The sequence below is a fragment of the Prauserella salsuginis genome, assembly GCF_024648885.1.
In the GTDB taxonomy this organism is placed as follows: Bacteria; Actinomycetota; Actinomycetes; order Mycobacteriales; family Pseudonocardiaceae; genus Prauserella; species Prauserella salsuginis.
This window is the reverse complement of record NZ_JANBBF010000008.1, coordinates 248,790-266,376: the sequence shown is the minus strand read 5'-3', so window position 1 is coordinate 266,376 and position 17,587 is coordinate 248,790. Positions and strand designations below refer to the sequence as shown.

Here is a 17,587-nt window from a genome sequence, read left to right as displayed (position 1 = left end):
CGTCACGCCCCCAATCCCGGCAGCGTGGGCTGCGTGCCCCAGATCGTGAGGGTCAGCAGGACGTCGACGACGGCGATGGTGACGATGCTCGTGCGCAAGGCACGGCCCGCGGCCTTGCCGACGCCCTCGGGCCCGCCCGCGGCGTGGAAGCCGTAGCCGCAGTGGACGAGGGTGATGATCACGGCGAAGATCACGGCCTTCAGGAGGGAGAAGCCGACGTCGCCCGGGGTCAGCAGCAGCTGGAAGTAGTAGTCGTAGGTGCCGCTCGACTGGCCTTTGAGCTGCGTGACCGCCAGGCTCGTCGCGGCGTAGGAGGCGAAGAGCCCGACCAGGTACAGCGGGACCACGGAGATGACGGCCGCCGCCATCCGGGTGCTGACCAGGAACGGCACCGACGGCACAGCCATGGTCTCCAGCGCGTCGATCTCGTCGGAGATGCGCATCGCGCCGAGCTGGGCGGTGAACCCGGTGCCGACCTTCGCGGCGAGCGCCACGCTCGCGACCACCGGGGCGATCTCCCGGGTGTTGACCAGCGCCGACATCAGGCCGGTCATCGGGGACAGGCCGATGATGTCGAGACCGCGGTAGCCCTCCAGTCCGATCTGCGTGCTGGCCACCGCCGACATCGCGAACACCACGCCGATCGTGCCGCCGCCCGCCAGTAGCGAGGCCGAGCCGAAGCTGATGTCGTTGACGTGCCGGAGCACGTGCCGCCAGTAGCGCACCAGCACGGTCGGCACCGCGGCGAGCACCCGGGCGTAGAACGTCGAGTGCCGGCCCAGTGCGGCGAACCCGTCCACCACGGGGCGTGCCGCTCTGGCGGGGAGGCGCGAGACGGTCACGGGCATCAGTACGCCCCTCTTGCCGGGACGATCGCCGCGTACAGCTCGGTCAGCACCGTGTTCGCGACGAACACGAGGATGAACGCGAGCACGACGGCCTCGTTGACGGCGTCGCCCACGCCGCTCGGCCCGCCCTTGGCGGTGAGGCCCTTGAAACAGGCCACCAGCGCGGCGATCACGCCGAACGCGGCGGCCTTGATCTCGGCGATGACGAAGTCCTCGACGCGCGAGAACTCGGTGAGGCTGCCGAGGAAACTGCCCGGCGAGTCGCCGAGCACGAGCGTCTGGAAGCCGTAGCTCGCGCTGATCCCGACCGCCATCACGAGACAGGCCAGCAGTGTCGTGACCACCACGGCGGCGATCACCCGTGGCACGACGAAGCGTTCGATCGCGGGGATGCCCATGACCTCCATGGCGTCGACCTCTTCGCGGATCGTCCGCGCGCCGAGGTCCGCGCACACCGCCGAGCCGCCCACACCGGAGATCATCAGTGCGCAGATCAGGGGAGACGCCTGTGCGACGATGACGAACGCGACGACCGCGCCGCCGTATCCCTCGGCGCCGAGCTGCCCCGCCATCGACCCGACGTTCAGCGCGACGACCACGCCGAGCGGCACCGTCACGAGCAGCGACGGAAACGTCGTGACCGACGCGAGGAACCACGTCTGGTCGAGGACGTCCCGCCAGGCCAGCCGACGGCGCACGACGGTGCGGCCGAGCGCGGCGATCGTGCTCGCCGTGAAACTCAGCAGCATCCCGGCCTGGGCGAACGCGTCACCGACGGCCGTGCGAGTGGGCGGCGGGGAGAACGCCATCAGGCTGCCCGTGCGGAGCCGTCCGCGCCACCTGCGCGGTGACCCGCCACGCGGTGACGTGCAGCGCGGCGGCCCCGCACGATCAGCCAGTACGCCAGCGGGGAGTACCGGAGCGGCTCCGGGGCCCTGCGGTGGGTGGCCCGGACCATCGAGGCGAGCCGTGTGAGTGTGCGCCGGTCGGAATCGGTCCATTCCAGACCCAGTCGCTCGCGCACCAGGGGCGGCAGCGTGCCAACCGTGGTCAGCCGTACGAGCCGTGCCGCGGGGGCGATGCCGGCATTCCACAGTGGAGCGGGCAGTGCGCGGGCGGGGCGCCGGGGACGGGTCAAGGCCTCGAGCACGTCGGCCGTGCTCCGGTTCGCCTCGAGGCGGTCGCGCACCATCTCGTCGATGTAGGCCTCGGCGCCCGGCCAGTCGATGGGAAGGTGGTGTGGTTTCAGGCCGAGTGCCATGCCGATCGCGCGCCACTCCCGCCACATCCGGGCCAGTTCCGCAGGTGTCATGGGCTCGCAGAACCAGGCCGCGGTGTCGACCATGAACTTGGCCAGCGTGGTGTGGACCCAGGCGTAGGCCTCCGGGTTCAGGGCGTGATATCGCCTGCCCTCGCCGTCGACCCCCTTGATGTCCCGGTGCAGTGCGATGAGTCGGTCACCTTCGGCGCGGGCCCCGTCGCCCATCCCGTAGACGAACCGCATCGTGGACAGATGGGTTCCCCACGCGCGTTTCCACGGGTGCTGCTGGAACTCGGAGTGGTCGAGCACTCCCTGGCCGACCACGGGATGGGCCACCTGAAGCAGCAGACCGGTTCCGGCGAGCAGTGCGCCGGGGGCGACACCGAACCGTTGCCACGTCACCGAGCCGGGGCCGGGGAGCGTGGCCTCATCGATGGGGGAGGTCTCGGCCATGGTCCCTCCAAATTCAGCACCATTGCGAATCTGGATTAACATAGCGTCTTGACACGGGACGTTGTCAAGTATTCCCGCGCTGCTGCTGTGCGGCAGCGGGTTAAGGTCGGAGACGAGAATGGGACAGCGCAGGAGCGAGTCGGAGGTAACGCCGTTGCAGCAACAGGACACCGGCTCCGCCCCGGCCGCAGCACCGTCGCGCCGCCGCGGCGACCGCAAGGCACAACTGGCCCGGATCGCAGTCGACCTGTTCTGTCAGCGCGGGTACCACGCCGTGGGACTCGGCGACATCGCGACCGAAGCGGGTATTACCGGTCCGGCGATCTACCGGCACTTCAAGAATAAGCAGGCGATTCTCACCTATGCCGCCGACGATCTGGCGGCCGCGACGCGCAGTGCCGTGGAGACCGCGCTCGCGCAGGGGGCGACGGCTGATCCGTGGTCCCGCATCGATGCGATCGTGCGTTCACTGACCACGCTGGTGATCGACCGCAGGGAAGGCGCACAGCTGTACCAATGGGAGCGGCGCCACCTCGATCCCGAGGACCACGCCCGATTCACCGCGACCATGGAGTGGCTGGTGGACACCGTCGCCGGACTCGTCGGTGAAGGGCGTCCCCGGTTGCCCGAGGCGGACCGCACGACGTTGGCGACCGCGGCGCTGAGCGCCATCGCCAGCCTGTCGACCCACCGCACGACGGTGCCGGCGCGGGTGGCGGAACGCGGACTGCGGAGCATCGCGCTCGGCGTACTGGCCACCGGGCTGCCTCCCCGACTCGGCGGCGAACTCGCGGAGGAGCGGCCGGAGCAGCCGGCGCTGAACCGGTTCGTCTCCCGCCGGGAACGGCTCGTCGTCGCGGCACTGCGGCCGATCCGCGAACGCGGCTTCCATGCGGTCACGATGGAGGAACTCGGTGCCGCGGCCGGCATCGGCGGTTCGAGTGTGTACCGGCATTTCGCCAGCAAGGCCGAACTGCTCGCCGCGGTCTACTACCGTGCGGCCGACCGGCTGACCGTCGCGACCAGCACGGCCGTCGAATCGGCGACCGAACCGGGGGAGGCGCTGCGGGCCCTCGTCGACGCCTACGTCGGTTACAACTATTCGGACAGTGACCTGGCCGCCGTGTACCGGTCCGAACACGGCAACCTGCCCGACGAGGACCGGAGACAGCTGCGGAAGGTGCAACGCGAGCACGTCGAGCAATGGGTGCGGCTCGTCATGGCCGTCCGCGGGGACACGCGCGCCACCTATGCGCGGCTCGCCGTGCACGCGGCCCTGAACATCGCGGGCGACCTGTGCATCCGGCGGCAGCGCATCGCCGACGCCGACCAGATCAAACACGTCGTCTTCGCCGCACTGGCCAGCTGATCACACGCTGCACCATCCGGGTGCACGGCCGGGGAACACGATCGACTCCGGTTCCGGATCGCGCGGCGGGCGCGGCGGCCCGACAATCGTCGGCGAAGCACCCGTCGATCCGTGAAGGAGTACCAGATGGCCCGAACCTCGGTCGCCGATCAGTTCATCGAGGTGCTGGTCCAGGCCGGCGTGTCCCGCATCTACGGCGTCGTCGGCGACAGTCTCAACCCGATCGTCGACGCGATCCGGCGCACGGCCGATATCGAATGGGTGCACGTGCGCAACGAGGAGGCCGGTGCGTTCGCCGCGGCCGCGGAGGCACAGCTGACCGGCAGGCTCGCGGTGTGTGCGGGCAGCTGCGGACCCGGCAACACGCACCTCGTCCAGGGCCTCTACGACGCTCACCGCACGGGCGCACCGGTGCTCGCGCTGGCCTCGCACATCCCGGCCAGCCAGATCGGCACCGGATTCTTCCAGGAGACGCATCCGGAACGGCTCTTCGTGGACTGCAGCGGCTACTGCGAGACGATCTCCACGCCGGAGCAGGTGCCGCGCCTGCCGCGTATCGCCGTCCAGCGTGCGCTGGCCGGCGGCGGCGTGTCGGTGCTGGTGATGCCGGGCGACCTGGCGCACCGGGATGCTGCGGGGGACACCGGAACGAGCACGTTCATCACCGAACGCGCGGTCGCCGTTCCGCCGCAGACGCAGGTCCACGCCCTGGCCGACGCGATCAATCGGGCGAGGACCGTCACCCTGTTCTGCGGTGCGGGCGTCGCCGAAGCCCACGCCGAGGTCATGGAGCTGGCGGGCCGGGTGAACGCCCCGGTGGGGCATTCGCTGCGCGGTAAGGAATGGGTGCAGTACGACAACCCCTACGACGTCGGCATGAGCGGACTACTCGGTTATGGGGCCTGCTACCGGGCCACGCAGGATGCGGATCTGCTGGTGCTGCTCGGAACGGACTTCCCCTACGACGGCTTCCTGCCCCTCGAGCGCACCGTGCAGGTCGACCACGACGCGAGCAGGCTCGGCAGGCGCACCCCGCTCGAGCTCGGCGTGCACGGCGACGTCGGCGAGACCCTGCGCGCCGTACTGCCGATGGTGGAGCAGAAGACCGACCGCAGCTTCCTCGACGACATGCTCCGTGAACACTGCCGGGCGCTGGAAACGGTGGTCGATGCCTACACCAACCGGGTCGGTGACCGCACGCCGATCCACCCGGAGTACGTGGCCGACGTGCTGGACGACCTCGCGGCCGAGGACGCGGTCTTCACCGTCGACACCGGGATGTGCAACGTGTGGGCGGCGCGCTACATCACCCCGAACGGGCGCAGGCGCGTGATCGGGTCGTTCCTGCACGGGACGATGGCCAACGCACTGCCGCACGCGGTGGGCGCGCAGCTGGCGTATCCGCAGCGGCAGGTCGTGTCGATGTCCGGTGACGGCGGCCTGGCGATGCTGCTCGGCGAACTGCTCACGGTGCGGCTGCACGACCTGCCGGTGAAGATCGTGCTGTTCAACAACTCGTCGCTCGGCATGGTCAAACTCGAGATGCTGGTGGACGGCCTGCCGGACTACCAGACCGACCACGCGGGCGTGGACTACGCCGCGATCGCCCAGGGCGCGGGGATTCCGGCCATCCGCGTCACCGAACCGGGCGAGGTTCCGGCCGCGCTCGCCGACGCGCTCGCGCGGCCGGGCCCGGCACTCGTCGACGTGGTCACGGATCCGAACGCCATGTCCATGCCACCGCACATCACGGCGCAGCAGATGAAGGGCTTCGCCCTGGCCGCGAGCAAGGTGGTGTTGGGAGGCGGTGTCGGCAAGATGGTGGAACTGGCCCGCTCCAACCTGCGCAACATCCCGCGCCCGTGACGGAGGATCCACAACGGACGTCCGAAGTGGAGGTCAGGCGGAGAACGTGGGGAGGGTGTCGGGGCAGCCGGTTGCCGGCGGCGCGGCACCGCTGGCCGCGACACCGTTGCCGGCGGGAAACCCACGGGCGATAGCGGACCGTCCCTGTCCGCTATCGCCCGTAGCGTCGCCGCCATCAGCCGATACGAAGGGAACCCGACCATGGCGACGACGACCCCGACCTCCACGACGTCCACCGCGGCGTCCAGCGCGGCATCCGCGGACCGTCGCGACGAGCCGGCGGCGGTGCGCGAACACGCGGACCTGGCGTGGGTGCTCGCGCGGCAGCGCTGGTTCCTGCGTTTCACCACCAGGGACCTCGACGACGAGCAGGCAGCCCGGCGCACCACCGTCAGCGCCCTGACGCTCGGCGGGATCATCAAGCACGTCTCGGCGACCGAACGTGCCTGGATCGCGTTCGCGGGCGGCGACCCGCGGGCGGTCTCGGGCGCGGGCACCGACGACCGATCCGACGAGTTCCGCATGCTGCCCGGTGAGACCCTGTCCGGCCTGCTGGACGAGTATGCCGAGACCGCGCGGCGCACCGAGGAGTTCCTCGCCACCGCCGACCTCGACACAACGTTCCCGCTGCCCGAGGCGCCGTGGTTCCAGCCGGGCGAGCGCTGGTCGGTACGGCAGGTGCTGCAGCACATCGCCGCCGAGACCGCCCAGCACTCCGGGCACGCCGACATCATCCGGGAATCCGTCGACGGCGCGCGCACGATGGGCTGACGGTTGCCGCGGCTCCGGCCGGGGCTCACGCGTGCTGCGGATGCAGCAGCGCCATGACCTCGTCGTCGGTCACCGGCCGGAAGTCGCGGTACCAGTTCCCGACGGCGCGCATCCACACCCGTGGATTCGGGCAGACCGTCCGGTCGGCGGACGAGGACAGCTCCTCGAGGACGTCGGCGGGCGCCACGGGGACGGCCAGGGTGAGCAGTCGGGCGCCGCGCGAGGCCACCGAATGCAGCGCTGCGCGGGTGGTCGCGCCGGTGGCGATGCCGTCGTCCACGACGATCACGCAGCGGCCTTCGAGTGAGACCGGTGGCCTGCCGCGGCGCAGTCGTGCGACGGCCTTGTCCAGTTCGGGAAACGCCTCGGCCGCGGCGCGTTCGAGGTCGGCGGGACCGAGTCGGCGATGGCGCAGTACGTCCGGGTTGGCGACGATCGTGCCGCCTTCGGCGATCGCCCCGAGCGCCAGCTCCGGATCGCCGGGCACACCGAGTTTGCGGACGCCGATGATGTCGAGCTCCCCGCCGAGCGCTTCCGCCACCGGGCCGGCGACCACGACACCGCCGCGGGGCAGCCCGAGCACGAGCGGCCGCTGCCCGGCCAGGTCGTGCAGGCGGGCGGCCAGCTCACGTCCGGCGTCGCGGCGGTCGGTGAACTCCATACGCGCATGCTCCGTACGCGGGGGACGTCTCCATACCTCAGGGTGCGCGCCCGCGGCCGCTGGTGTCCAGCGCCCGGCAGGGCGGTTCCGGGCGTACGGATCACGAATCGGGGTAGCGCTCCGCGTGCACGACCGCGTCGAGGGGAAGGCGGGTGCGCCAACCGTGCCGTTCCAGATCCGGGGTCTGCTCCAGGTGGGTCACCGGTCCCAGGCACAGCCACGCGACGGGCCGGACCCGCTCGGGAATGCCCAGCAGTTCGCGGAGCACGGGTTCGCGGTAGAAGCTGACCCAGCCGACGCCCAGGCCCTCGGCTGTGGCGGCGAGCCACAGGTTCTGGATCGCCAGGCACACCGAGTACAGCCCGGCGTCGGCGATCGCGTGCCGGCCCAGCACGGCGGGCGAGCCACGGTCGGGGTCGTAGGTGACGACGACCGAGAGCGTGGATTCGAGGATGCCCTCGATCTTGATCTTCGAGAACGTCGCGGCGTCCTCACCGGAGAGTTCGCGGGCGAACGTGTCGCGCTCGGTGGCGACGTGCTCGCGGAAGGCCTCGCGGGTGTCCCGGTCGCGCACGAGCACGAAATCCCACGGCTGGCTCATCCCGACACTCGGCGCCGCGTGGGCGGCCCCGAGGATGCGCCGCAGCACGGCGTCGTCGACCGGTTCGCCGGTGAACTGCCCGCGCACGTCGCGCCGCCGCCCGCACAGGGCGTAGAACAGGTCCGCGACCTCCCCGGGGAAGGCGTCACCGGTTGCATGCCCACCGGAGGTCTCGGCCTGCGGGCCGCCCCGGTCCTGCCGCGGGCTCACCACTCGCGGTTCTTCAGGCCGACGAGAACCCGATCGGCGAGGGCCGGGTCGACCGTCTGCTGCTGTTCGGCGGGCCGGTTCGCGGCCTCGGGCGGCAGGTTGCGCCGTTCGCCGCGGTGCGGCAACCGCACCTGCGTGGCCGACATGCCCGGCGGCAGCGGTACCTCGCACCAGACGAGCTTGCCGCGGCCCTGCACCGGTACCGCGCCGGTGCGGCGGCCGTCGACGGCGGGGGCCTCGTCGTGGGCGTGGGCGAGCTGGTCGTCCTCGACCTCGATGACCAGGCAGTCGCCCTTCAACCGGAGCCGCACGTTGACGAACCCGGGGTTGTTGCCGTCGGCATGGTCGAGCACGTTCTGCACGAGCGCGCGCGCAGCCTCGGCCGCGGTGTCGCGCAGCATCGGCAGCCGCCACTCGGTCAGCGAGAACTCGACGAACATGGTCGTGCAGTTCAGCGCACTGGGCATGGCCACGAGCCGGATGTCGTCGACCTGTGCGGTGTGGCTGCTCACTCGTGATCCTTCCGCGGCGCGTATCGGCCGGGACCGCCAGCCGCGTGGCGGCCCGGGTGCTGTCGTACGGGCGTCGATGCTGTCGGTGCTGTCTCCGGGTCCGGCGCCTGACGGTAGCGCCGGCGGTCGTGCCACCCGCGAGGATCGCACGTCCGGACGCCCCTCCGGCAGAGATCCGGCCACTCTAGGTGTGATCTGTGTGGCAGTACATGGGCCACGGACCGTGATCCGTGTCCCACGAACGGGTGCATGGAGCGCTTCTTTGCGGTGGTGAGAGTAGGGCATTACCGCGTGCGACAAGGCAGGGACTGCTAGTGGACATCGGCAAGGCCGTCTGCTTGCATAGGCCACCGTTGGTCGGGGGACATACGGCCGAATTCCGAGGCCCGTACGCGAGACTCAAGAAAGTGTGGACACCGAATGGCGAGGCGGGCGAGAGCGCGGGAAATCCTGGAGCGCTCGCGTGTGTTACTTGACCGCTCCCGGGTGGCGGCGGCACAGCTGCTGGATCCTCCGAGGCAGGACGGGGAGGGATCCGGCGGTACGGCGATCGCCGCTCTGGCGCAGCCGCTGCCGGCGCGCGGCGGCGAACAACAGCAGGCCCTGGTCGACATGTGCGCGAACCTCGCGCTCCGTGACCTGAACCTGGTCGACACCCTGCTGCAGGAACTCGAGAAGATGGAGATCGACGAGGAGGACGAGGAACGGCTGGGTCAGCTGTACCGCCTCGACCACCTCGCGGCTCGGCTGCGGCGTAACGCGGAGAACCTCCGGGTGCTCGCGGGCAAGGACGCGGGCGGACCGACGACGGACGCGTTGTCGCTGGTGGACGTCGTGCGCGGGGCGATGTCGTCGATCGACCAGTACTCGCGCGTCACCATCGGACGTGTCGCGTCGCTCGGCGTCGCCGGATTCGCGGCCGAGGACATCAGCCGGCTGCTGGCCGAGCTGCTGGACAACGCGGCGAACCAGTCGCCGCCCAACGCCCCGGTGCGGGTCAGTGCCCATCTGACCGACAGCGGCAGCGTTCTGCTGCGGATCGAGGACGAGGGCATCGGCCTGCCGCCGGAGCGGATGGACGAGCTCAACCGGCGGCTGTCGCCGTCCGAGACCGACGTCGACGAGGTCATCGACGACGAGGCGGTCCGCAGCATGGGCCTGACCGTGGTGCGGCGGCTGGCCGACCGGCACAAGCTCACCGTGTCGCTGGCCAACCGGTTGCCGAGCGGGACGACCGCGACGGTGCTGCTGCCGCTCGCGCTCGTCACCGAGGTGCCGGACGCGATGTGGTCGGGCAACGAGACGGTCTTCTACTCGCAGGGACCCGGCCTGGTGGAACCGGCTCCGGAGCAGCCGGAACGGTCCACGGGCGCGATCTCGGGTCAGCTGCCGCAGCGCGTGCCGCAGCAGACCGGTGCGGCGGCGACCCCGCCGCCCCCGGCCGACACCGCGGCACCTGCGGCGGACACCACGGCACCCGGGGCGGACACCGCGCAGCCTGCGACGCCGGTCGAGGAGCCGCCGTCGCCGCGGCCGCGGCCACGTCCGTCGTCGAACGCGACCGGCGGCACGACCGCCAGCGGGCTGCCCCGGCGGGTGTCACAGAGCCTGAAGGACGCCAGCGCCGCCGGTGCGGGCTCCGGCGTGGGTTCGAGCGGGAATCAGGAGCCGATGTCGGCGCCGGAGGACGTGCTCGAGGACCCGGTGTCCATGGAGGAGAGCCACGACCGCCTGCTGGCCGACCTGGACGCGTTCTCCGACGGCGAGCAGCTGGCCGCGGAGAACACCGAGCCGGACCAGGACGGTGAGGACACCCCGCGGGCCAAGCACCGCAGGCTCGACGACGTGGGTGAGGAGTCCGCCGAGTGAATCCTCAGGTCTCAGGCAAACAGAACTTCGCGTGGTTGATCAACGACTTCGTCCGCAAGGTCCACGGGGTCACGCACGCGCTGATCATGTCCTCCGACGGGTTTCCGCTCACCGCGTCCGACGAGGTCTCGACGGACGAATCGGAGCAGCTCGCGGCGATCGCGAGCGGGATGCTCAGCCTCGCGCGCAACAGCGCGACGCTGTTCGACAAGGGCGGGTGTGAGCAGATCATCATCCGGCTCACCCACGGCTACTTCCTGTTCATGGGCATCGGCAACGGCGCCGGACTCGCCGTGCTGACCGGGCCCGACTGCGACATGAAGGTGGTGGCGTACGAGATGACCCAGTTCGTCCGCAACGCCGGCCACGCCCTGACCCCGGAAATCCGTGCCGACATGCGACGCGTGCTGACCGCCCGCAGGGCGCAGGCGTGACGACCCCACTGGTGAGGAAGTGACCACCGTGTCCACAGAGAATGGGGCCGGTCAGCCGAACCGGATGCGCAGCAAGCGGATCCGTCCTTACGCGCTCACCGGCGGCCGCACCAAACCGCGTTACGACCTGCTGGTCGAAACGTTGATTTCGGTGCCGCGTTATGACCCGAGCCTGGCCGACTCACTGATGCCGGAGTCGCGTCGGCTGTACGAGCGTGCGCGCACGCGTGTGTCGATCGCCGAGCTGTCGGTGTCGCTGGGACTGCCGTTGGGTGTGATCCGCGTGCTGGTCAGCGACCTGGCGGCCCAGGGAGCGATCTACATCCACCCCACGGCGTACGCGTACGCGCACGATCGGAACGTACTCGAGAGGATCCTCGATGGACTCAAGCGGCTACCGGTCTGACGGCGCGCAGGCGGCGGCCGGCGGCGCCGCTGGCGGCGACCCGGATCAGCTGGCGGTCTCGGCGAAGATCGTGGTGGCCGGAGGCTTCGGCGTCGGCAAGACCACCTTCGTCGGGTCCGTGTCCGAAGTACCGCCGATCAACAGCGAAGCCTGGATGACCGAGGCGGGCACGGGTATCGACGAGGCGCCCGACACCGCACAGAAGTCGACCACGACCGTGGCGATGGACTTCGGCAAGATCACGCTGCACAGCGATCTCCTGCTGTACCTGTTCGGCACGCCCGGTCAGGCACGGTTCTGGTTCCTGTGGGACGACCTGTCCCGCGGTGCGCTGGGCGCCGTGGTGCTGGTCGACACCCGCCGGATCGACCAGTCCTTCGCTGCCATCAACTACTTCGAGAACGATTCGGACCTGCCGTTCATCGTGGCGGTCAACCGGTTCGACGGCGAGATGCACCACGACCTCGACGACGTCCGGGACGCGCTGGCGCTCGACGAGTCAATTCCGCTGGTCACCGTCGACGCGCGGGAGCCGAAATCCACGGCCGAGACGTTGCGTGAGCTCGTGAGCTACACGCTGGCGTTGGCCGAACTGTCTGACCCCGGGAGGGCACGAACGCATGCGTAAGATTCTGGTCGTCGGAGCCGGCCAGTCCGGGCTGCAGCTGGCCCTGTCTCTGCAGCAGCACGGATACGACGTCACGGTGATGTCGGCGCGTACCGCGGACGAGATCCGCGGGGGCCGCGTGATGTCCACCCAGTGCATGTTCAACGACGCCTTGCAGACCGAGCGCAACGAGGGGCTCAACCTGTGGGAGGCCGAGTGCGTGACCGTCGACGGGCTCGGTGTCTCGGTCGCGGGTGAGGACTCCAGCCGGGTGATGAACTGGATCGGCTGGCTCGACAACTACGGACAGTCGGTCGACCAGCGGGTGAAGATGGCGGGCTGGCTGGAGCTGTTCGAACAGCGTGGCGGCAAGCTCGTCATCCACGGCGTGACGACGGCGGATCTGAACTCGCTGTCGACGATGTACGACCTGACCGTGGTCGCCGCGGGCAAGGGCGAGCTGGTGCAGCTGTTCGACCGCGACCACGAGCGCTCGGTGTGGACGAAGCCGCAGCGTGCCCTGTCGGTGGTCTACGCGCACGGGGTCGAGCCCCGGCCGGAACACCCGAACAACCGCGCCGTGCGGTTCAACCTGATCCCGGGCGTGGGCGAGCTGTTCATGATCCCGGGACTGACGTTGAGCGGGAACTGCGAGATCCTGTTCTTCGAGGGCATCCCCGGTGGGCCGCTCGACGTGTTCACCGACCGGCCGTCGCCGCAGGAGCACCTCGACCGCACGCTGTCGCTGATGAAGCAGTACCTGCCGTGGGAGTACGACCGGTCCCGGAATGCGGAGCTGACCGACGACCGGGCCACGCTGGCCGGTGGCTACACGCCGGTCATCCGCAAGCCGGTCGGCACGCTGCCGTCGGGTGGCAAGGTGCTGGGCATGGCCGACGTCGTCGTCGCCAACGACCCGATCACTGGTCAGGGGTCGAACAACGCGGCCAAGTGTGCGGACTCGTACCTGAGCTCGATCATCGAGCGCGGCGACCAGCCGTTCGACGACGCGTGGATGACCGACACGTTCGAGAAGTACTGGGAGTACGCGCAGCACGTCACCAACTGGACGAACGCGCTGCTCACGCCGCCGCCCCCGCACGTCATGGACATTCTGGGCGCGGCGCAGGAGAACCCGGTGGTGGCGAAGCGGTTCGCGAACGGCTTCTCCGACCCGTCCGACTACCAGCACTGGTTCATGGACCCGCAGAAGGCGGCCGACTACCTGGCCAGCGTGTCCTGACACCGCGTCCCCTTCGGCGGCGAGCCGCCGGGGATCCGGATCCTCGGCTCACGGCTGCGGCCTCGGCGTGATCACGGCGGGCCGGCACATCGACGATGTGCCGGCCCGCCGTCGTCCGTTCGGGGCCTTCTTCGGGTGGGTACGCACGTGATGAGTTGAATAGCCCGCTGCTCCGGCGGGAATATGAGATGCGCGGGGAACCGTATGGCGTGTTCCCGCCGCAGGCGGTGCACCCGGAGCGGCCGATGAGGGGAGAACGGTGACGGCGAGAAGCGTGGCATCGTCCGGACGGTTCACGCGGGCGTGGCGGCGGATCCGTCCGGGCAGGAACCCGTTGGCACGGAGCGGTGATCGCTGGGAGGGCCGGCTGCTGGCGATGATCGTGGTGCTGGTGATCGCGGCGGTGCCCGCGGCGGTCACCTGGGGCGGCGACGTATACGCGGGCCGGCTCGACGACGCGGCGCGCGATGCGGCTGCCAAACACCAGGTCACGGCCGTGTTGACCGCCGATGCTCCGGTGTCGGCGACCGCGGGTTACGCCCGCGGTGTGCGCGCGCCGGCGCAGTGGACGGCGCCGGACGGTGGGGAGCGCACCGGTTCGGTGCCCGCTTACCGCGGCGCCACCGGAGGCACGGAGGTGACGATATGGGTCGGTCACGGCGGGGAGGTCACCTCGGCGCCGGTGACCCAGACAGGTGCGATCGTCGACGGGGTGAGTGCCGGCGTGGCCCTGTGGCTGCTCGTGGCGGGGGCCGGCGGGCTCGGCTACGGCGTGTTCCGGGTGCTGCTCGCCCGGTCCCGTCAGGCGTGGTGGGACCGCGAATGGGAACGAGCGGCCCAGGACTGGACTCGGCAGTGACGCCATGACCGCGGCCAGCGCCCCGGACCGGCCCACGGCACCGCCGCCGACGGGCCGATGGCACCGGAACGCGGCGCAGCCCCCGGCCACGGCGCTGGCGCTCCCGGCCGCGGTGCGTACGGCCGGGCCTGCAGGGTAGGCGACGATGGCTTTGTCGCGCCCCGCGTCGCGGCTGATCGCCGCGGTGGCCGTGTTCCTGATCGCCGCGCTGGCGGTGACCTTGTTGCTGCTCCGCGGCGACGGGGAGGGCGGCGACGGGGGCGGCGGCGACAGCGCAACCCGGTCGGCACGGCCGGACGCCGGCGGAAGCGATCCGCCGCGGCGACCGGTCGTGGTCGTGAAGATCGACAACGTGGAGCAGGCACGTCCGCAGACCGGCCTGTCGGCGGCGGACATCGTGTACGTCGAACCGGTCGAAGGCGGGCTGACTCGGCTGGCGGCGGTGTACGCGAGCAGGCTGCCGGAGGTGGTCGGTCCGGTGCGCAGCGCCCGGGAGACCGACATCGCGCTCGTCCGGCAGTTCGGCAGGCCGGTGCTGGTGTACTCGGGCGGTGCACCCGAGATCGAGCCGTTGCTGCGGCGTGCACCGATCACCCTCGTGACGGATGAGACGCGGCCCGGCGCGTACTTCCGCGGTGGCGATCGGCCGATCCCGCACAACCTGTACGTGCGTCCGCACCAGCTCCCGGGGCAGCAGCGCGAGCGGGCGCCGAAGCCGGTGACCGAGACGGGAGCAGCGCCCGAGGGCGGCAGGCCGACCGATGCCCGCGCGGTGGACTTCCGGGCCGCCAGCTACCGGTTCACGTGGTCGGGCGAGGACGGCCGCTGGCGGGTCTCGCTCAACGATTCACCGCTGCGGACCAGGGAGGCGGGCCCGGCCACCGCGGGCACGGTCGTCGTGCAGCGGGTCGCCGTGCGCGAGGGCAGGCAGGTACGTGACTCCGGCGGACAGCTGTCGCCGGTGGCCGTCACGGTCGGCCGTGGTGAGGCGACGATCCTGCGCGACGGCAAGGCGTACGAGGGCACGTGGTCCCGTCCGTCCCCGGACGAGCCGACGACGTACCGCACCGGTGGCGGACAGCGTGTGACGGTCGCGGAGGGGCCGACGTGGGTGCTGCTCACTCCGCGGTGACGATCCGGCGTGCGCCGACGCGGGGTTCAGCCGATCAGGTGTGTGCCCACCCGGCCGGTGCGGACGTGGGGGCGCGAGCGATGCTCCCGGGTGGGGCGCCGCCGGGGCACGAGGGCGGCGGCCCCGGTCAGGCTTCCTCGGGGCGCGCGACGAGCACGGGACAGCCGGCGTTGTGGATCAGCGCGTGGCTGGTCGATCCGAGCAGCAGGCCGCGGAAGCCGCCGCGGCCGCGGCTGCCCACGACGACGAGCTGCGCCCGCTGACTCCACTCGAGCAGTTCGTGTCGGGGCTTGTCCTTGACCAGCACTCGCTCCACGGGAACGTCGGGGTAACGCTCGCGCCAGCCGGCGAGGCGTTCGGCGAGCCGCCGCTCCTCGGTGTCGCGCAGCGGCTCCCAGTCCACATGGGTCTCGCGGAACGCGGACGTGTCCGAATCACTCCACGTGTGGACCGCGACGAGTGCGACACCGCGGAACGAGGCCTCGTCGAACGCGCAGCCCAGGGCGCGTTCGCTCAGCGGGCTGCCGTCGACGCCGACCACGACCGGCCTGTGATCGGGTTCTCCGGTGTCGCCGACGTCGCCTCGCACCGACACCACGGGACTGTGGGCGTGGCCGACGAGCGCGATGGTCGTGGAGCCGACGATGAGGCCGGTGATGCTGCGGTGCGCCGACGTACCGAGCACGAGGAGGCGGGCGGCGGCGGAGGCGTGGACGAGAGCGGGGATCGGCTGTTCCGGATCGAGCACGGTCGCCACGTCGAGCCGGGGCAGCCCGGCCGCGGTGACGGTGTCGATCGCCGACTGCCGCGCCGCGTGCAGGAACTCCCATCGTTGGCGCCGCAGCTCGGCCTTGAACGACTCGGGCGGCAACATCGACTCGCCGGTGTAGCGTTCCGGATAGCCGGACGCGTGCAGGATCTGCAGCGGTGCGCGCCGGATCGCCGCGGCCCGCGCCGCCCACTGCACGCCGCGCAACGCGGTGTCGGAACCGTCGGTTCCGACGATGACGGGTCCCTGTCCTCGGCCGGCCTCGGTCATCGGCGGTCTCCGTTCGTGATCACATCCCCTGCGCCGGTGACGGTACGCCACGACCCGACGCAGAGCGCGCGGCGAAACCCCGCTCCGGGGCGAAACCCCGCTCCGTGGTGAAAGCTCGCTCCGCGCCGAACCTCCACGCTGCGGCGACGCGCGGCGGGGAGCGGGGGAGAGCGCTCAGCGGGGCAGGCGCCGCCAGAGCGCACGCGGCAGCAGGCGCATGCCGAAGAACACCGGCCGCAGGATCCGCGGCACCCACGCGGTGTGGCGGCCCGCCCGCAGGGCGGCGACGGTGGCGTCGGCGACCTGGTCCGGTGTGCTGGAGAACGGGGCCGGCGACATGCCTTCGGTCATGCGTCCGACGACGAAGCCCGGCCGCACGAGCAGCAGGTGTACGCCGCTGCCGGCCAGGGCATCGGCCAGGCCGCTCGCGAATCCGTCGAGCCCGGCTTTCGCCGAGCCGTAGACGTAGTTGGCGCGGCGCACCCGGATCCCGGCGACCGAGGAGAACACGACGAGGCTGCCGCTGCCCTGGGCACGCAGCAGGCTCGCCAGCTGGGTCAGGGCGCTGACGTGCGCGGTGTAGTCGGTGTGGACGATCTCCAGCGCGTGCGCCGCGTCACGTTCGGCGCGAGCCTGGTCACCGAGGATCCCGAATGCGGTGATCACGACGCCGACCGGGCCGTGGGCGGTCATGATCTCGCCCAGCACCTCGGCGTGCCGCGCCGTGTCGTCGGCGTCGAATTCGACCCGCGCGACGGAGGTGGCCCCGGCGTTGCGGAGGGTTCGCTCCTGCTCGTCGAGGTCGTGGCTGCGGCGAGCGGCGAGGACGACCTCGGTGGCGCCACCGCGGACGAGACGCAGGGCGACGGCGAGCCCGATCTCGCTGCGCCCGCCGAGGACGACGACGGTTCCGTTCATGGCCGTCGAGTCTGGCGGACGGCACCCCGGCTAGACGCCACGGGGCACCGTGCACTGGACCTGCGCCAGTCCGGTCTCGTCCCGGCTCGCCGCGCGCTGCTGGGCGACGACGTCGCCGTCGACGGTGATGCGGCAGTGCACGGCCGCGTCCGCTTGCTTACTCGCCGCGGCGACCTGAATCCCGAGATAGCCGTCGCTGCCAGCCGGTTCGGTGAAGGAGTGGTCGAACGGTTCACCGCCGAGCGCCACCTGAGTGCCGTGGCCTCCGCGGAGTACGCGCATGAGGGTGTCGTCCGGACCGGACACATGGATGCGCACCGTGTGCGGGCGGGCGATGTCCGGTGCGGGACCGGGAGAGGGGGTTTCGGCCGTGCTCGACGGCGAGTGAGGGGACGCGCGGTGGTTCTCGTCGCCGGCGCCGGAATCGAGCGCCGCGCTCGCGACGCCGGTGACCATGATCGCGACACCCAGCACCACGCCGGCGGCGGCTCGTCCGATATGCATGAGGCCCTCCTCGCCGGCGGATTC

At 71.1% G+C, this 17,587-nt stretch carries 19 protein-coding genes; 10 read left to right on the top strand and 9 right to left on the bottom strand.

Annotation, left to right across the window (positions count from 1 at the left end; all coding sequences use genetic code 11):
- Window positions 1–2 precede the first annotated feature (2 nt).
- From LY40_RS02740 to LY40_RS02730, 3 genes are read right to left on the bottom strand one after another with little or no spacing between them, the layout of a single operon-like run.
- A complete protein-coding gene (locus LY40_RS02740; RefSeq protein ID WP_183785880.1) occupies window positions 3–848 on the bottom strand; it encodes an MlaE family ABC transporter permease in 846 nt (281 codons plus the stop codon).
- Window positions 848–1,657, bottom strand: a complete 810-nt coding sequence (locus tag LY40_RS02735) for an MlaE family ABC transporter permease (protein ID WP_183785878.1) — start codon at window positions 1,655–1,657, stop codon at window positions 848–850. The genes LY40_RS02740 and LY40_RS02735 overlap by 1 nt, the downstream gene beginning before the upstream one ends.
- Window positions 1,657–2,562 (bottom strand): oxygenase MpaB family protein, encoded by a 906-nt coding sequence (locus tag LY40_RS02730; protein ID WP_183785876.1) that lies wholly within the window; start codon window positions 2,560–2,562, stop codon window positions 1,657–1,659. Before LY40_RS02730 ends, LY40_RS02735 begins: the two co-directional genes overlap by 1 nt.
- Before the next feature lie 118 nt (window positions 2,563–2,680).
- Here LY40_RS02730 and LY40_RS02725 point away from each other — a divergent pair, with 118 nt between their 5' ends.
- The 3 genes from LY40_RS02725 (at window position 2,681) to LY40_RS02715 (ending at window position 6,568) form a co-directional block, all read left to right on the top strand.
- The gene (locus tag LY40_RS02725) at window positions 2,681–3,931 is read left to right on the top strand and encodes a TetR/AcrR family transcriptional regulator (RefSeq protein WP_183785873.1); all 1,251 of its coding nucleotides are present in this window, start codon (window positions 2,681–2,683) and stop codon (window positions 3,929–3,931) included.
- Between the two features lie 126 nt (window positions 3,932–4,057).
- A complete protein-coding gene (locus LY40_RS02720; protein ID WP_258935835.1) occupies window positions 4,058–5,797 on the top strand; it encodes a pyruvate dehydrogenase in 1,740 nt (579 codons plus the stop codon).
- 201 nt (window positions 5,798–5,998) lie between these two features.
- Entirely contained in the window at window positions 5,999–6,568 is a 570-nt protein-coding gene (locus tag LY40_RS02715; RefSeq protein WP_258935834.1) for a DinB family protein, read from the top strand.
- A 25-nt stretch (window positions 6,569–6,593) separates the two neighbouring features.
- Here LY40_RS02715 and LY40_RS02710 read toward each other — a convergent pair whose 3' ends face one another.
- The 3 genes from LY40_RS02710 to LY40_RS02700 all read right to left on the bottom strand — a co-directional run bounded on the left by LY40_RS02710 (window position 6,594) and on the right by LY40_RS02700 (window position 8,552).
- Complete coding sequence (locus tag LY40_RS02710) at window positions 6,594–7,229, bottom strand: phosphoribosyltransferase (protein ID WP_183785867.1); 636 nt, start codon at window positions 7,227–7,229, stop codon at window positions 6,594–6,596.
- A 100-nt stretch (window positions 7,230–7,329) separates the two neighbouring features.
- Window positions 7,330–7,950 carry a 5,6-dimethylbenzimidazole synthase gene (gene bluB / locus LY40_RS02705; RefSeq protein ID WP_258936253.1) on the bottom strand — a complete coding sequence of 207 codons (621 nt, stop codon included), beginning with the start codon at window positions 7,948–7,950 and terminating at the stop codon, window positions 7,330–7,332.
- 86 nt (window positions 7,951–8,036) lie between these two features.
- Window positions 8,037–8,552 (bottom strand): ATP-binding protein, encoded by a 516-nt coding sequence (locus LY40_RS02700; RefSeq protein ID WP_183785865.1) that lies wholly within the window; start codon window positions 8,550–8,552, stop codon window positions 8,037–8,039.
- 465 nt (window positions 8,553–9,017) lie between these two features.
- On the opposite strand from LY40_RS02700, the gene LY40_RS02695 reads away from it, so the two are divergent.
- The 7 genes from LY40_RS02695 to LY40_RS02665 all read left to right on the top strand — a co-directional run bounded on the left by LY40_RS02695 (window position 9,018) and on the right by LY40_RS02665 (window position 15,102).
- Window positions 9,018–10,421: a sensor histidine kinase gene (locus tag LY40_RS02695; protein ID WP_308216661.1), complete on the top strand. Its 1,404-nt coding sequence runs from the start codon at window positions 9,018–9,020 to the stop codon at window positions 10,419–10,421.
- A complete protein-coding gene (locus LY40_RS02690; RefSeq protein ID WP_183785860.1) occupies window positions 10,418–10,855 on the top strand; it encodes a roadblock/LC7 domain-containing protein in 438 nt (145 codons plus the stop codon). Before LY40_RS02695 ends, LY40_RS02690 begins: the two co-directional genes overlap by 4 nt.
- A 64-nt stretch (window positions 10,856–10,919) precedes the next feature.
- The gene (locus LY40_RS02685) at window positions 10,920–11,261 is read left to right on the top strand and encodes a DUF742 domain-containing protein (protein ID WP_183653775.1); all 342 of its coding nucleotides are present in this window, start codon (window positions 10,920–10,922) and stop codon (window positions 11,259–11,261) included.
- Window positions 11,236–11,889 (top strand): GTP-binding protein, encoded by a 654-nt coding sequence (locus LY40_RS02680; RefSeq protein ID WP_183785858.1) that lies wholly within the window; start codon window positions 11,236–11,238, stop codon window positions 11,887–11,889. The genes LY40_RS02685 and LY40_RS02680 overlap by 26 nt, the downstream gene beginning before the upstream one ends.
- Entirely contained in the window at window positions 11,882–13,111 is a 1,230-nt protein-coding gene (locus LY40_RS02675; protein WP_183785856.1) for a styrene monooxygenase/indole monooxygenase family protein, read from the top strand. Before LY40_RS02680 ends, LY40_RS02675 begins: the two co-directional genes overlap by 8 nt.
- Window positions 13,112–13,370: 259 nt before the next feature.
- On the top strand, window positions 13,371–13,970 hold the full coding sequence (locus tag LY40_RS02670) for an Rv1733c family protein (RefSeq protein ID WP_258935832.1): 600 nt from the start codon (window positions 13,371–13,373) through the stop codon (window positions 13,968–13,970).
- A gap of 145 nt (window positions 13,971–14,115) precedes the next feature.
- A complete protein-coding gene (locus LY40_RS02665; protein ID WP_258935831.1) occupies window positions 14,116–15,102 on the top strand; it encodes a DUF3048 domain-containing protein in 987 nt (328 codons plus the stop codon).
- A 127-nt stretch (window positions 15,103–15,229) separates the two neighbouring features.
- Here LY40_RS02665 and LY40_RS02660 read toward each other — a convergent pair whose 3' ends face one another.
- The 3 genes from LY40_RS02660 to LY40_RS02650 all read right to left on the bottom strand — a co-directional run bounded on the left by LY40_RS02660 (window position 15,230) and on the right by LY40_RS02650 (window position 17,563).
- A complete protein-coding gene (locus LY40_RS02660) occupies window positions 15,230–16,141 on the bottom strand; it encodes a universal stress protein (RefSeq protein WP_258935830.1) in 912 nt (303 codons plus the stop codon).
- Window positions 16,142–16,315: 174 nt separating this feature from the next.
- A complete protein-coding gene (gene dprE2 / locus LY40_RS02655) occupies window positions 16,316–17,059 on the bottom strand; it encodes a decaprenylphospho-beta-D-erythro-pentofuranosid-2-ulose 2-reductase (RefSeq protein WP_183785848.1) in 744 nt (247 codons plus the stop codon).
- A 30-nt stretch (window positions 17,060–17,089) separates the two neighbouring features.
- Window positions 17,090–17,563 carry a hypothetical protein gene (locus tag LY40_RS02650; RefSeq protein WP_258935829.1) on the bottom strand — a complete coding sequence of 158 codons (474 nt, stop codon included), beginning with the start codon at window positions 17,561–17,563 and terminating at the stop codon, window positions 17,090–17,092.
- Window positions 17,564–17,587: the final 24 nt, after the last annotated feature.

Bases quoted from the DNA above. Each gene is read 5' to 3' on its own strand.
- LY40_RS02710 (WP_183785867.1), bottom strand. From the start codon at position 7,229: ATGGAGTTCACCGACCGCCGCGACGCCGGACGTGAGCTGGCCGCCCGC.
- LY40_RS02730 (WP_183785876.1), bottom strand. From the start codon at position 2,562: ATGGCCGAGACCTCCCCCATCGATGAGGCCACGCTCCCCGGCCCCGGC.
- LY40_RS02675 (WP_183785856.1), top strand. From the start codon at position 11,882: ATGCGTAAGATTCTGGTCGTCGGAGCCGGCCAGTCCGGGCTGCAGCTG.
- LY40_RS02740 (WP_183785880.1), bottom strand. From the start codon at position 848: ATGCCCGTGACCGTCTCGCGCCTCCCCGCCAGAGCGGCACGCCCCGTG.
- LY40_RS02660 (WP_258935830.1), bottom strand. From the start codon at position 16,141: ATGACCGAGGCCGGCCGAGGACAGGGACCCGTCATCGTCGGAACCGAC.
- LY40_RS02725 (WP_183785873.1), top strand. From the start codon at position 2,681: ATGGGACAGCGCAGGAGCGAGTCGGAGGTAACGCCGTTGCAGCAACAG.
- LY40_RS02735 (WP_183785878.1), bottom strand. From the start codon at position 1,657: ATGGCGTTCTCCCCGCCGCCCACTCGCACGGCCGTCGGTGACGCGTTC.
- LY40_RS02685 (WP_183653775.1), top strand. From the start codon at position 10,920: ATGCGCAGCAAGCGGATCCGTCCTTACGCGCTCACCGGCGGCCGCACC.
- LY40_RS02715 (WP_258935834.1), top strand. From the start codon at position 5,999: ATGGCGACGACGACCCCGACCTCCACGACGTCCACCGCGGCGTCCAGC.
- LY40_RS02665 (WP_258935831.1), top strand. From the start codon at position 14,116: ATGGCTTTGTCGCGCCCCGCGTCGCGGCTGATCGCCGCGGTGGCCGTG.
- dprE2 (WP_183785848.1), bottom strand. From the start codon at position 17,059: ATGAACGGAACCGTCGTCGTCCTCGGCGGGCGCAGCGAGATCGGGCTC.
- LY40_RS02680 (WP_183785858.1), top strand. From the start codon at position 11,236: ATGGACTCAAGCGGCTACCGGTCTGACGGCGCGCAGGCGGCGGCCGGC.
- LY40_RS02720 (WP_258935835.1), top strand. From the start codon at position 4,058: ATGGCCCGAACCTCGGTCGCCGATCAGTTCATCGAGGTGCTGGTCCAG.
- LY40_RS02650 (WP_258935829.1), bottom strand. From the start codon at position 17,563: ATGCATATCGGACGAGCCGCCGCCGGCGTGGTGCTGGGTGTCGCGATC.